Here is a 13,353-nt window from a genome sequence, read left to right as displayed (position 1 = left end):
TAAGTATTCTACGTTGAAAAAAACTACTTATGAATTGGACATCTTCTAAAAAGCCTTTTTTATTGTCGGCATTGTCTCTCTTTGCCTTATTATTCGCATCCTCGTTTTATAAAAATCAGTCGTCCCGATGGGGTCAAGTTTTATTGGATTCCTTAACTGAATCACAAAAAAGACAAACTGAAAATGCCTTAAAAGGATTAAAAATACATCCTGAATTAGAAATTACCCTCTTTGCATCGGAGCCGATGCTCCAAAATCCTACCAACATTGATGTAGATGCCCAAGGTCGCGTTTGGGTCGTAGAGGCTTATAACTACCGTCCCAATATCAATGGAAATCCAACTAACCCACAAGGCGACAAAGTCTTGATTCTAGAGGATACGAATGGGGATGGAAAAGCGGATTCAAGAAAAATATTTTACCAATCTCCCGAATTAAATGCCCCGCTGGGCATTGCCGTACTTGATTCCATGGTCATCGTTTCTCAAAGTCCTTATATCTGGAAAATGTTTGACGACAACCGGGATGGAAAAGCAGATCGTAAGGAAGTGATGTTTCAAGGAATTGGAGGTGAGCAACATGATCATGGCGCTCACGCCTTTACTTTTGGTCCAGATGGCAAATTGTATTTCAACTTTGGTAATGAAGGGGGACAATTATTGGATGCTCAAGGAAAAGCGGTTTTAGATCAAGATGGGGACCCGATTGGCCCGAAAAAATACAAGCAAGGCATGGCTTTCCGATGTAACATTGACGGATCTCAAGTGGAAGTGTTAGGTCATAATTTCAGAAATAATTACGAAGTAGCCGTTGATTCATATGGCGGTTTATGGCAATCAGACAATGATGATGATGGTAATAAGGGGGTGCGCATCAATTTTGTGATGGAACATGGAAATTATGGTTACCGTGATGAAATGAGTGATGCCGGTTGGTCTGCCAATCGTACAAATATTGAACCAGAAATTCCAAGAAGGCATTGGCATTTGAATGACCCTGGCGTTGTTCCCAATTTATTGCAAACGGGTTCTGGGTCTCCTACAGGATTGATTTTATATGAGGGTAGTTTGTTACCTAAGGCTTTCCAAAACCAAATGATACACTGCGACGCAGGTCCGAATGTAGTTCGTAGCTATCCCGTTAAAGCCCAAGGTGCCGGTTTTGAAGCCAGTATTTTACCTTTAGTAGAAGGGGTCAATGACCAATGGTTTAGGCCGGCTGACGTTACAGCTGCACCCGATGGCTCACTATTTATTGCCGACTGGTATGATCCAGGTGTGGGAGGACATCAAGCAGGTGACCAAACAAAAGGTAGAATTTATCGAGTTGCACCTAAAGGTCATGCATATCAAGTTAAAGCCATGCCACTCAATACTCCAGAAAATGCGATTCTGGCTTTGGAGAATGCTAATTTGGCTCAAAGGTATTTGGCATTCAAAAAATTAATGACTTGGGGTAAATCAGCAGAAGCTGCCTTAGAAAAATCCTACCAAAATAATACAAATCCCCGCATGAAAGCACGAGCTTTCTGGGCATTGATGAAAACTAGTCAAGCTCAGCATTACTTACGTTTGGCAGCAAATGATGGAATGGCTGATATTCGCATGATGGCCATTCGGCAGGCAAAAAGAACTCCTTTCAATCAATGGAAAGAACTTGCTGCTGCTTGGGTAAAGGATGAAAATCCACAAGTGCGTAGAGAATTAGCCATTGCTTTGAGACATATTCAAGACCCACAAGTGGATGCCCTTTGGGCTCAATTAGCCCAGCAACATATAGGGCAAGACCGTTGGTATTTAGAAGCCCTAGGTATAGGGGCAGATGGCCTTTGGAACAGCCGTCTCAATGCTTATTTGGCACTTTCAATTAATCCCTCTTCTGCAGCATTCCAAGATGTGGTGTGGAGATCCAGAACAGAAAATGCCCTTCCCTATATCTTTACTGAATTAAAAAGCAATCAAGCTTTGGCCCAAAAACTTCGTTATTTTAGAGCGCTAGACTTCATTCCTAGTGAAAAAAAATCAGGGATGTTAATTGATTTGATTTCTAACAATTTCCAAGGACAAACCGAGGCTCAGTTAATTGGATTAAGACATATCAATCCTACCTTCATTGCATCCAATGCCGATGCAAAAAAAGTATTACGTAGTTTGTTACCTAAAACCTCCGAAATGGAATATCTGGAGTTGGTGGAAAAATATGAACTTGCTGAAGAAAAAGAGAAGGTTTTACAGATGATTTTGTCGGGCAAACAAAGTAGAAAAGCGGGTTCTGTCATATACAAATTGAATGGAGGTGCAGACCTGATTGCCAAAACCTTCCATGCTGGCAAGGAAGACCAACAAAAAGCCATCATTGAATCCATTCGCTGGATTGGTCAGCCAAGTACCTTGTCGCTCTTATTTGATGCGATGAATCAGAAAAACCTATCCATGAGCATTAGAAAAGAGGCTGCTAGAAGTTTAGGTAACTCTGCCAATGGAGAAAACTATGTGTTGGATATCTTGAAAAACAAAAAAGTAATGACCGAATTCATTCCATCTGTAGTGGAAGGTGTCAGTAGAACTTGGAGAAAAGCCGTAAGGATGGAAGCCAATTCCTATTTGGGTGGTAGTAATCTAAATACCAAAACCAAACATCCTGATTTGAATAGCCTTTTAGGACAAAAAGGAAACGCGCAAGCAGGTATCAAGGTATTTGTCGATCAATGTTCTATGTGCCACCAAGTGTACCAAGAAGGTATCGATTTTGGGCCAAAATTAACGGAAATTGGCTCTAAATTATCCAAAGACGGCATGTTTGTATCCATCATGCACCCCAATGCCGGGATAAATTTTGGTTTTGAAACCTATGAAATCTTAACCAAGTCTGGAGAAACGTACCAAGGAATCATAAGTTCCAAAAATGAGACCGATATCATTTTGAAATTACCGGGAGGGATGATACAAAACTTTAAAACATCCGCTTTAAAATCAGTCAAGCAATTACCTAATTCCATGATGCCTGAAGGATTGGCAGATGCCATGAGCACCTCGGATTTAGTCAACTTAGTCGAATATTTAACTACCTTAAAAAAGAAATAAACATGGATCGTCGTTCCTTTGCCCAAATGATGGGCGGAAGCTTATTAGGAGCAGGTATTACAAGTAGCCAACCTACTTTAGCTGCTTCATCAAGTCAAGTACATAGCCTTGCTGCGGAGCCTCCTTTTAGCTTAAAATATGCTCCCCATTTTGGTATGTTTAAAAATCATGCTGGTCCAGATGAGATAGACCAATTGAAATTCATGCATGAGATGGGTTTCCGTGCTTTGGAAGACAATGACATGATGGGGAAAAGTCCAGAGCTACAAGCAAAAATCGGAGAGACGCTGACCAAATTAGGTATGACCATGGGAGTCTTTGTGGTGAAATTTGATGGTTTTTTTGATACCCAGCACATGACTACTGGTAAAAAAGAAGCTACGGACATGTTCGTTAAGGCTTGCAAAACAGCCGTTGAAACAGCCAAACGTTGCAATGCCAAATGGATGACCGTAGTACCTGGTAACTTCAACCGTAAACTGCCTCTAGGTCTTCAGACAGGCCATGTAATTGATAACCTTAAACGTGGTGCTGAGATTTTCGAACCCCATAATTTAACCATGGTGTTGGAACCTTTAAGTGATAATCCAGATTTATTCCTTCGCTATTCAGATCAAACTTATATGATTTGTCGGGCCGTAGGAAGCTCCGCATGTAAAATCTTGTTTGACATGTACCACATGCAGCGCAATGAAGGTAACATGATAGCGAATATGGATTTATGCTGGGAGGAAATTGCTTACATGCAAATTGGGGATAATCCAGGTAGAAAAGAACCTACTACAGGAGAGGTAAATCATGCTAATATTTTCAAACACCTAAGAAAGAAAGGATATACAGGCGTATTGGGCATGGAACATGGTAATTTCTATCCAGGAAAAGAAGGTGAAGTGAAATTAATTGAAGCTTATCGAAAGGAAGACAAAGGATAATTCCATAGATCATTTGGAATACCACCTTTATATTTAAATATTTGTTTAACTATTTAAGATATTATGGATATTGTATTCAAAGCTATCAATGATCCAACAAGGAGAGAAATACTTCGCTTTTTGACTCATGGCCCACAAAATGCCGGAACTATCGCCCAGCAATTTAACATGAGCAAGCCAAGTATTTCTCATCACTTGGATTTATTGAAACAGGCTCAGCTGGTCGACTTCAGTAAAAAGGGGCAATTCTTAGTCTATACCCTCAATAAGTCGGGCTTCGAATCCATACATGCTTGGTTTCAGCCCTTTACTTTATTTTTCGAATTGCCGAAGCCTAAAATCCGACTTTAAATTAGGTTTGACATAAGCCAATCTTTCCTTAATTTCGTTTTCAAATTGCCCATCCTATGAATCATTCACTACCAGCGTCATTATCTTTTCTTCGTCCCGAGCTTCCCTCCCATTGGGTTGGACTTGGTGTAATTCAATTACCAAAACGGAATTTCTTCCAATCCATTGGTGATTTTTTTGCTGAGAAATCTGGTAACAAACGAATTTCATTTGTGGTTGTCCATGAAGACTCCTTAAAAACACTTCATTTTAAAGGTTCTAGCCTCATTGCTTCTGAATTCATAGATATTCACAATTTGGATCACTTCTATTTTTCGGAAGGCAATACCTCAGATGGGCTCGTTTCCTTATTCAATTGTGAGGCTAGCCTCGTAGTTTCCAAAAACAAAAAGGGTGACTTAAAACTTAAAGATTATTTTCTTAAAATTATGCCTGCCTTATTGGGCGAAAATGCTGAACCTATTCGTAAAATTGAGGATATTCAGTGGGCACAAGAAAGCAAAAAAAACATTGCGGAAGTCTTGAAACATTGGCCTGAACACATCAAAGCCAGAAAAGACAAAGAAGAAGCTGAAGAAAAAGCTAGACTAGTCCAAGAGGCCCACATTGATTAATCAGCCGATTCAACCTTCTTCGCCACTTTTAATTTGAGCAAATCTTTCGAATTCAAGGCGACCAAGCTAACGATGACCAAGGTGGCAGTGGCTCCTACCAAAACCGATGGAACAGTTCCCATCAATTTGGCCATCACTCCCGATTCAAATGCGCCTAGTTCATTGGATGAACTAACGAAAATCCCATTGACGGAAGAAACTCTACCACGCATCTCATCAGGAGTATAAAAGCGCAAAACAGTTTGTCGAATGACCACACTGACTGAATCAAAAGCCCCAGTAAAAAATAAAGCTATTACGGATATCCAAAAATTGGTCGAAATACCAAATACTAAAGTAGCAATTCCAAATCCAGCAATAGCCATCAACAAATTTCTCCAAGCCTTATCCAAAGGTGGGAAATAAATCATGAAGGCCATGGATAACAAGGCCCCAATAGAAGGTGCTGCACGTAAAATACCCAATCCTTCGGCACCAACTTTCAATATATCTTCCGCAAAAATGGGTAAAATGGCGATGACACCGCCAAATAAAACGGAAAACAAATCCAATGAAATGGCGTATAAGATTATCTTGGTTTTAAATACATAAACGATGCCTTCCTTTAAGCTTTGCCAAATGGATTCATGGCTAACTGCTTTGGGAGGAACAGGCCTTTTCTTAATAAAAAACAAACATGTCATCACCCCAAATAAAAACACAATCACCGTTTCTAAAGAACCCGATAAACCCAAGTAAGCATATAAAAAACCGGCCATTCCTGGGCCTAAAATTGCCCCTAATTGCCAAAAAGAGCTGTTCCAAGTGGCCGCATTGGCAAAAACCTCTTTAGGTACTAAAAATGGATTTAAGGAAGAAGCGGCTGGACTAAAAAAACCTTTGGCCAATCCAATTAGAAAAATGACAAAATAAATAGTATATATATGAAAATCAGGACTTTGTGAATCTAATTGTAAGCTAGAATAGAGTAATAAAAAAGAGCTAAATATGATGACCGACAAAGAAATTTGCATGATCTTGCGCTTATCACGATTGTCGGCATAATGTCCACCAAAAAGTGCCAAAGAGATGTATGGAATCACTTCCGCTAAACCGATTAAACCCAAGGCCAATGGATTGTGGGTAATCTTGTAAATTTCATAGGATACAATCACCTCTTGAATCAAAAGGGCCATAGTAAATAAGGTATTACCTAGTATAAAGGCCCTGAACTCAGGAAATTTTAATGCGCTGTAAGCGTCCTTATTTTGAAAAAAACTCATAGGCGAAATACAGAATGGGGCTACAATAAGCTAGTTCTCCCCAAATGCGGGATGCTAACTTGTTTTTTGAAAAGTAATGAATCCAACTTTGTATGGCAAATGTAATGGCAAATGGCATAAAAGCGATTTTTTCATCAAAGTAAAATAACATACCTAAATAAAGTACCAAAAAAAGCACCTCCACTCCTAGTAGAATGCGTTTTGAGCTAGGAATTGATTTCATTGATCCTACCTCTTCTCTTTCCCATAAAGTGTATAAACCTAGATTTTGTAAAACCAATAGAAACATCATCGTGGCCATTAGCAAGGCAAAGAATGACCAAGGTATTCGATACCAAGTACTAGCCCCGACCCCTAAAGTATAAATAATAGCCGTCATGAATTCTTTCATGAAGGGAATACGACTCAATAAACCACCAAACCATAATGCCCAATAAATCAGCATGATAGCACTTAATCCAACACCGAATAATATCAAGCGTGGGGCCAAGTAAAGCATACTTAATCCTCCCAAGACCAATAAAACCAATAAGATTAACTGCAAGACAAAAACATGCTTCGATTGATACAAATGCCGCTCATCTTGATGTAATCCCTTTTTACGATCGATCATTCGGTCAAGCAAATAAATACTCCAAACAGCACAGGTCATGGATATCTGTTCAGGAAAACTGGGTAATTCATGCAAAAAAATTACATGGAAGAGAGCCTGAAAGGCTAATGTGCCCCAAACAACATCTAAACTGAGTAAATGGGCAATTCTAATATACCGCATCTTGTTCTACTTGAACACGAATTCGATCTCCAACAACCAGTTTACCCAAAATTTGTGGCACAAATTGTTGCCCAAAATATACCTTATTGCCGATTTTCCGTATTTGAGAAAGGGCTTGTAACACTTCTTTTTGGATTGTTCCTTGATGTGGATGTACCGTAATCAATTGACAACGAGCACAGGGCTTAGCTCCCATTAATTGAACAGTCCCCACTTGAATTTGCTTCCACCCATCTTCCGCAAATGCATTTGCCCCTGAAACTATGATGTTAGGCCGAAAACGTAACCGATCTACCTGAGCTCCCAATTGTATTTCCAAAGCTTCATAAGAAGCTTCTGAACAAAGTAAAATAGGTAGAGCGTCGGCAAATGAACTTTCTTTCGATAATGGAGTTTGATATTTATCCTGAATGAAACGAGGTGAAGCATCTGTTAAATGCACCAAAAACACTCTTTCGTTCAACAATTGACTAAACCATGGAGACCAGTCTTCTAAAACTAAGCGGGCCTCCAAATGATCTTCCCATAGTTCCACGGGCATTGATTCCCCCAGTTTTACCGATGTATGTAAACATTTGGTCTGACCCGTTTTCCTATCTTCCACCAAAAAACCATCTGAATGTGCTCGTAACTGAAAACGGGTTAAATCTGGACGGCTACGCTGCGTAATGAACTTTCCATGCTCATCCACCAACATATACCGGCGATCTCCAGCTAAGCCTTGAATGTCCATGTGAGCTTCAGGTAGAGCCAATGCTCCTAAAGATTTTATGGGATAAATATAGAGTTGAGTTATTTTTAAAGCAGGCATAAAACAAAAATAGCTAAAAACATATCAAATTAGCTATGGGTACTTGTGTGGTAAGAGTATCGAAAAATGCATCAAAATCACTATGTTTGTTAATTATATATGCCAAATAGATTACCTTATGAAGATATCAGGCCTAAGCATTAGCCTTCTAGTTGCATTATCAGTCAGTATATTTCCTTCTCAAGCGCAGAAAAGCTTGAATTTAGAAGATGCGATTCAACAAGGATTACAAAACCACTATTCAATACAAGTTGCGAAGAAAAGAGAAAAACAAGCTCTGAATGACAATACGCTAGGGAATGCTGGATTTCTACCTACCATTACAGGGAATTTCAACAAAAACTATACCATTTCTGGCTTAGATCAGGAGTTTTTTGGAGGTTTGCGCGCCCCATTAGTTCAGTCAGGTGTAAACTCAAATTCCTCTAATACGGGAGTTGCTATGGTTTGGACTTTGTACGATGGAAAAGGCATGTTTGTCTTAAGAGATCGATTCAAAGAATTACAAAATTTAGGAGCTAAGCAAACAGAAGCTACCATTGAGAACTTAATAGCCTTAATCAGCGCTTCCTATTATGATATTATTCGTCAAGATTTGCGTGTCAATAACTTCAAAAAAGGATTAGAAATTTCTAATGACCGCTTAAAATTAGCTAAAGATCGTTTTGAAGTTGGACAAGGTTCAAAAGTGGATTTTTATTCCGCTCAGGTTGATTATAATGAAGATAAGGCCCTTTTGTTAGCTCAAGAACAATCTTTTTTAAGTACTAAAATCAATTTCAACACACTGCTGGTTAGAGATCACATGCTTGATTTTGATGTGGTTTCATCCATTGAATTATTGCCCAAATTGAAATTGGAAGAATTAAAAAACCAAGCTTTGCAGCAGAATCCCAATTTGATTTCCGCTTTATTAAACAAAAAAGTAGCTGATTTAGATATCAAAAATTTACAGAGTCAACAACAACCTGTCATCGATCTAGTAGCAGGTTATAACTACAATACAGTTAATAACGGAGCAGGTTTTGGTGTGTCTAAAGGTAGTAGTGATGTGATGAACTATGGTATCCGAGCCTCCATCAATATTTTTGATGGAAGTAACCAAAAGCGTCGAATTCAAAATGCCAAAATCAATGCTGAAATTGCGGATATACAGGTAGCAGACCTAAAAAATACCTTGGTTTCTAACATAGAAAAAGCCTACGTTAATTACGAAAACGCCTTAAATTTAATCAATCTGGAAACGGAAAATTATGGAATAGCCAAGCAAAACATTGACATTGCTTTTGACCGATTTAAAGTCGGAATTGCTACTTCCTATGAATTAAGAGAAGTTCAAAGAAACGCAGTAGCCGCTGAGACTAGACTGATAGAAGCTAAATTTGCAGCGAAAACAGCTGAGATCGAGTTAATTCGTTTGAGTGGAAACCTGCTCTAAATCTTGCTTTTCTTGATTTAATTGTTGCTGGTACAAATCATAATAACTACCCTTCTTTTTCATGAGTGTAGTATGAGTACCTTGCTCCACGACGCGTCCTTCATGCAAGACAAATATCCTCTTCGCTAATTTGGCCGAGGATACTCGGTGTGAAATAATCACACAGGTTTTACCTTCCATGATATGTTTCAAATGATTTAAGATCTTATGTTCGGTATGCGTGTCAACCGCTGATAAACAATCATCTAAAACCAACATTCCCGGATTTTTGGCCAAGGCTCTAGCCAAGGATACGCGTTGTTTTTGTCCACCCGATAAGGTTACTCCTCTTTCTCCCAAAATGGTTTCAAAACGATCTGGGAAATCCATGATATTTTCATACACGTCGGCATATTTGGCAGCTTGCTCTAAATCTTTTTGATTCAAATCAGCTTGACCAAAGCGAATATTTTCGGCTATGCTGGTAGAAAACAAAAAGACATCCTGAGGTACAAAACCCAGATTAGAACGAACCAATTCCATGTCCCAATCTTTCAATTCTATCCCATCCAATAAGATTTTGCCTGCCGAAGGATCATAAAATCGAGCCATTAAAGCGGCAATCGTACTTTTACCTGAACCCGTCGTTCCTAATAATGCGACCGATTCTCCTGGCTCAATTTCCATATGTATATCACGCAAAACGGGGCGATCTGTACCTGGATAAGTAAAATCAACATGTTCAAATGTCCAACGTCCATGAATCTTTTGGCGGATTTGTTTACCCGTCAATAACTCGGATTTTACTTGCAAAAACTCATTGATTCTTCCTTGAGAAGCTGCAGCACGCTGTATCTGAGAACTAGTCCAACCCAAAGCCGTCACTGGCCAAGTAAGCATGAATACATACATGATAAACTCCGTAATATTACCAATGGAGATTCTTCCTGCCATCACTTCTTGAGATCCAACATACACCACAGAGAGTGTGGAGAAACCAACTAGCAATGAGATCAAAGGAGTGAACAAAGAATCTACTTTCACCAAATCCAGTGATTTTTTTCGGTAATGTGCCGATGCATCTGCAAAAGCCTGTACGGATTCCTTTTCGCGAACAAAAGATTTTAACACACGAATACCCGAAAAAGCTTCTTGGGCGAAGGTCGAAATGGTAGAAAGCCCCGCCTGTATCTCTTCCGACTTCCGCAAAACGAGGGAATTCACATAATAAATACTAACTGAAAGTATGGGCAGCGGCAATAAGACATACCACATCAAGGTTTGATTGACATGCCACATATAGTAAATAACCAATACAAAGACGCAAATTAGGTTTAGACCATACATCATACTGGGTCCAACATACATCCGAACTTTACTGACGTCTTCTGAAATGCGGGCCATTAAATCCCCCGTATTCTGCTTTCTGTAAAATGATAAAGGCAAGGTTTGGTAATGCTCATAAATCTCATTTTTCATATCGTATTCGATATGTCGCGACATCACAATGAGCGTTTGGCGGACCATAAACAAAAAGACCCCTTTGATGAGGGCCATCAAGATAATTAAACCCCCATAGAAAAATAAAGTAGCTGCAAAGACCTCATAAAATGCGCCTTGAAGAGAAAACTGTTTGAATAAAAAATAAACGTGTATGGTTTCTGTCACCAAGTCTAAGGCATAGCGCACGAGTTGGGCAGGCACAACACCAAAAAAATTGGAACAAAAGGTAAAGAGGATGCCCAAGAAAAGCAGCCATTTATACTTCCAAAAATATTTATTGAGGTGACTTAGTGCGCCCATACTTAATTTACTTCCAACAAAGATAGAATCTTTATCAATTAAAATCCTTAATTTTGTGTTTCAAACAACAAGAACGCTCTTTATTTTCGGATGGTAAACAGAAGATTACTTCGCGTAAAAGCATTTCAGCAATTGTATGCTTACAACACGCAAGAACGCGCCCAATATCAATTGGCATTTGACGAATTAGCAGTCATTTTTCAGCCTGATTTATCACTTATGGTCGCAAAGGAGGAACAAGCTCCTCGACTAGAAGGCTTAAAAAAATTAGCAGAGATTCAATTAAACGAGTTTTTCCAAGAAATCCCAACTGAAGAGAGTATCCCACCAGAATCTTTGGCTGCAGCTAAGTCGGTTTATCGCACTTATCAAAACAATACCAAAAAAATTGCAGAGAAGTTAAAAAAGGACATGGTGAAGGAAGTGGAGTCCATCTACAAGCAATACCTGAAAATCCTTTTTTACTTACAACATCTATCGAATATTGCCGTTTGGGATGAAAATCGCCGTTTATTAGAGAATCCCATCAAGACTTCTCAGCTGAGCAAAAATAAAGTATTGGCCATCATGCCCAAATGGAAAGCTTTGCAACAAGCTTTTGAAGATCAACACATTGGCTGGTCAGAAGACGAGGAGAACCGAATTAAAAAATTGTTTTTAGAAGTAATCCTATTGGACCAAACATTTGTCGACTACCTTCCTCAGGCTGGAAAAAGCTTTGAAGATGACATTGAAATGATTCGATATATTTTAAAAACATTTATTCTAAAACACTCGAGTATGACCGAGTATTTTGAAGAAAAAGATTTAAATTGGCACCTTAATAAGGATGTAGTTAAAAGTTTGTCGACCAAAACATTTAAGGTAGATGCCTTAGAAGATTTGAGCCTACAACCTTTAGCGCTTCAGTGGGAAGATGATCAATTATTCTTCGAAGAGTTGTTTGAAAGTACGATTCAAAACGACAAAGATTTAGTTCTTTGGATTGGAGATCAAACAAAAAACTGGGAGTCTGACCGTTTGGCCATGGCTGATTTTATTTTGTTAAAAATGGCTTTGACTGAAATGATAAAATTTTCCAGCATACCCGTTAAAGTAAGTATTAACGAGTACATTGAATTAGCAAAAAATTACTCTACACCAAAATCAGGGCAATTCATCAACGGTATCCTAGATGTTATTTCTCTGAGATTGATACACGAAAAAATAATTACTAAATCAGGTCGAGGATTAATCGACATAGCCAGCAAATAATATGAGTAGATCATCAAAATCCTTTTGGGCATTTGTCGTAGGAGCTGCCACAGGTGCAATTATCGGAATTTTATATGCCCCAGATAAAGGTGAGAATACCCGCAACAAATTGTATTTTCAGTTGAACAAATACAGAGAGCAATTGAAACAATTACTCAATGATATTGTGGAAGGCAAGGAAATCCCTGAAACAATGGCGAAATCAGAAGGCAAAAAAGTGGTCAATGATACCAAAGTTAAAGCTGAAAAATTGTTGGAGGATGTTGAGAAAATGATGAGTCAGATCAAAGCAAAGCCTTAACATGAAGTATTTCATTGCCTTATGCTTTTTATGTCTTCTATCCTGCACGAACAAACAGAAAGAAGCCAGAAACTCAACCGAAGAATCGATTCCTATGGATCTGAGACCTTCCGTTGAAAAGCATCCTGTCATGAAATTTGACCAACCCGTGGTTTACTTAGGGAAAATTACCGAAGGTGATAGCATATCCTATACCTTTCATTTCAAAAATGAAGGAAATATGCCTTTGAAAATTTTAACTGTTAATGCATCTTGTGGTTGCACTACCCCAAAATGGAGCAAAGAGTTGGTACAGCCTGGTAAAAAAGGCTTCATTAAAGTAAGTTTTGATTCCAAAGGCAAAGAAGGGAAAGTACAAAAAACCGTTACTGCCTACGCTAATACGATGCCATCCGATAATATGGTAGCATTCAAAGTAGAAATTGAAAGAAGAAAAAAATAATTAATAAACGAACAACTATGGCTAACAATCCTCAAATTATGCAAATCCTCCTTTTTGGTGGAATCTTTGTCGTGTTTTATTTTTTCATGATTCGTCCACAACAAAAAAAGGCGAAAGACGCGAAAAAATTCATTGATGAATTAAAAACTGGTGATAAAGTAGTCACTATTGGCGGAGTACACGGAACAGTGGTTTCTATTCGTGAAAAAACATTGGTAGTAGAGATTGACTCTAGCAAAGGTGTTCGCGTGGTTTTCGAAAAATCAGCTATTTCAAAAGATGCTTCTTCTCGCTTAACAGAAGAGTAA

Annotated in this window: 13 protein-coding genes; 9 read left to right on the top strand and 4 right to left on the bottom strand. The window is 38.7% G+C overall.

What is annotated here, in order from left to right; genetic code table 11:
- Window positions 1-29: 29 nt before the first annotated feature.
- The 4 genes from U0R11_RS04200 (at window position 30) to U0R11_RS04185 (ending at window position 4,980) form a co-directional block, all read left to right on the top strand.
- The gene (locus tag U0R11_RS04200; RefSeq protein WP_406749968.1) at window positions 30-3,083 is read left to right on the top strand and encodes a PVC-type heme-binding CxxCH protein; all 3,054 of its coding nucleotides are present in this window, start codon (window positions 30-32) and stop codon (window positions 3,081-3,083) included.
- Window positions 3,084-3,085: 2 nt separating this feature from the next.
- The gene (locus U0R11_RS04195) at window positions 3,086-4,015 is read left to right on the top strand and encodes a hydroxypyruvate isomerase family protein (protein WP_406749966.1); all 930 of its coding nucleotides are present in this window, start codon (window positions 3,086-3,088) and stop codon (window positions 4,013-4,015) included.
- Window positions 4,016-4,078: 63 nt separating this feature from the next.
- Window positions 4,079-4,366, top strand: coding sequence for an autorepressor SdpR family transcription factor (locus U0R11_RS04190; protein WP_406749964.1), 288 nt, complete (start codon window positions 4,079-4,081; stop codon window positions 4,364-4,366).
- Between the two features lie 56 nt (window positions 4,367-4,422).
- Entirely contained in the window at window positions 4,423-4,980 is a 558-nt protein-coding gene (locus U0R11_RS04185; RefSeq protein ID WP_406749962.1) for a hypothetical protein, read from the top strand.
- Here U0R11_RS04185 and U0R11_RS04180 read toward each other — a convergent pair.
- From U0R11_RS04180 to U0R11_RS04170, 3 genes are read right to left on the bottom strand one after another with little or no spacing between them, the layout of a single operon-like run.
- On the bottom strand, window positions 4,977-6,242 hold the full coding sequence (locus tag U0R11_RS04180) for an MFS transporter (RefSeq protein ID WP_406749960.1): 1,266 nt from the start codon (window positions 6,240-6,242) through the stop codon (window positions 4,977-4,979). The two genes, U0R11_RS04185 and U0R11_RS04180, sit on opposite strands and share 4 nt — an antisense overlap.
- A complete protein-coding gene (locus U0R11_RS04175) occupies window positions 6,223-7,017 on the bottom strand; it encodes a hypothetical protein (protein WP_406749958.1) in 795 nt (264 codons plus the stop codon). Before U0R11_RS04175 ends, U0R11_RS04180 begins: the two co-directional genes overlap by 20 nt.
- Complete coding sequence (locus U0R11_RS04170; protein WP_406749956.1) at window positions 7,004-7,828, bottom strand: MOSC domain-containing protein; 825 nt, start codon at window positions 7,826-7,828, stop codon at window positions 7,004-7,006. The genes U0R11_RS04175 and U0R11_RS04170 overlap by 14 nt, the downstream gene beginning before the upstream one ends.
- 118 nt (window positions 7,829-7,946) lie before the next feature.
- Here U0R11_RS04170 and U0R11_RS04165 point away from each other — a divergent pair, with 118 nt between their 5' ends.
- Window positions 7,947-9,266, top strand: a complete 1,320-nt coding sequence (locus U0R11_RS04165; RefSeq protein WP_406749954.1) for a TolC family protein — start codon at window positions 7,947-7,949, stop codon at window positions 9,264-9,266.
- On the opposite strand, the gene U0R11_RS04160 is transcribed toward U0R11_RS04165, so the two are convergent.
- Window positions 9,237-11,048 (bottom strand): ABC transporter ATP-binding protein, encoded by a 1,812-nt coding sequence (locus tag U0R11_RS04160; RefSeq protein WP_406749953.1) that lies wholly within the window; start codon window positions 11,046-11,048, stop codon window positions 9,237-9,239. The genes U0R11_RS04165 and U0R11_RS04160 overlap by 30 nt on opposite strands.
- A 90-nt stretch (window positions 11,049-11,138) precedes the next feature.
- On the opposite strand from U0R11_RS04160, the gene nusB reads away from it, so the two are divergent.
- The 4 genes from nusB to yajC are packed head-to-tail and all read left to right on the top strand — an operon-like array spanning window position 11,139 to window position 13,353.
- A complete protein-coding gene (nusB, locus tag U0R11_RS04155; protein ID WP_406749951.1) occupies window positions 11,139-12,302 on the top strand; it encodes a transcription antitermination factor NusB in 1,164 nt (387 codons plus the stop codon).
- 1 nt (window position 12,303) lies between these two features.
- Window positions 12,304-12,603, top strand: a complete 300-nt coding sequence (locus U0R11_RS04150; RefSeq protein ID WP_166375257.1) for a YtxH domain-containing protein — start codon at window positions 12,304-12,306, stop codon at window positions 12,601-12,603.
- A gap of 1 nt (window position 12,604) precedes the next feature.
- Window positions 12,605-13,045, top strand: coding sequence for a DUF1573 domain-containing protein (locus tag U0R11_RS04145; protein ID WP_406749949.1), 441 nt, complete (start codon window positions 12,605-12,607; stop codon window positions 13,043-13,045).
- A 17-nt stretch (window positions 13,046-13,062) separates the two neighbouring features.
- Window positions 13,063-13,353 (top strand): preprotein translocase subunit YajC, encoded by a 291-nt coding sequence (gene yajC / locus U0R11_RS04140; protein ID WP_406749947.1) that lies wholly within the window; start codon window positions 13,063-13,065, stop codon window positions 13,351-13,353.

The sequence above is a fragment of the Aquirufa salirivi genome (genome assembly GCF_045310485.1).
In the GTDB taxonomy this organism is placed as follows: domain Bacteria; phylum Bacteroidota; class Bacteroidia; order Cytophagales; family Spirosomataceae; genus Aquirufa; species Aquirufa salirivi.
This window is presented reverse-complemented; position numbering and strand designations above follow the sequence as displayed.

Excerpts from the sequence above, each read along its gene's own strand:
- U0R11_RS04200 (WP_406749968.1), top strand. The coding sequence starts at position 30 with ATGAATTGGACATCTTCTAAAAAGCCTTTTTTATTGTCGGCATTGTCT.
- U0R11_RS04195 (WP_406749966.1), top strand. The coding sequence starts at position 3,086 with ATGGATCGTCGTTCCTTTGCCCAAATGATGGGCGGAAGCTTATTAGGA.
- U0R11_RS04190 (WP_406749964.1), top strand. The coding sequence starts at position 4,079 with ATGGATATTGTATTCAAAGCTATCAATGATCCAACAAGGAGAGAAATA.
- U0R11_RS04185 (WP_406749962.1), top strand. The coding sequence starts at position 4,423 with ATGAATCATTCACTACCAGCGTCATTATCTTTTCTTCGTCCCGAGCTT.
- U0R11_RS04180 (WP_406749960.1), bottom strand. The coding sequence starts at position 6,242 with ATGAGTTTTTTTCAAAATAAGGACGCTTACAGCGCATTAAAATTTCCT.
- U0R11_RS04175 (WP_406749958.1), bottom strand. The coding sequence starts at position 7,017 with ATGCGGTATATTAGAATTGCCCATTTACTCAGTTTAGATGTTGTTTGG.
- U0R11_RS04170 (WP_406749956.1), bottom strand. The coding sequence starts at position 7,828 with ATGCCTGCTTTAAAAATAACTCAACTCTATATTTATCCCATAAAATCT.
- U0R11_RS04165 (WP_406749954.1), top strand. The coding sequence starts at position 7,947 with ATGAAGATATCAGGCCTAAGCATTAGCCTTCTAGTTGCATTATCAGTC.
- U0R11_RS04160 (WP_406749953.1), bottom strand. The coding sequence starts at position 11,048 with ATGGGCGCACTAAGTCACCTCAATAAATATTTTTGGAAGTATAAATGG.
- nusB (WP_406749951.1), top strand. The coding sequence starts at position 11,139 with ATGGTAAACAGAAGATTACTTCGCGTAAAAGCATTTCAGCAATTGTAT.
- U0R11_RS04150 (WP_166375257.1), top strand. The coding sequence starts at position 12,304 with ATGAGTAGATCATCAAAATCCTTTTGGGCATTTGTCGTAGGAGCTGCC.
- U0R11_RS04145 (WP_406749949.1), top strand. The coding sequence starts at position 12,605 with ATGAAGTATTTCATTGCCTTATGCTTTTTATGTCTTCTATCCTGCACG.
- yajC (WP_406749947.1), top strand. The coding sequence starts at position 13,063 with ATGGCTAACAATCCTCAAATTATGCAAATCCTCCTTTTTGGTGGAATC.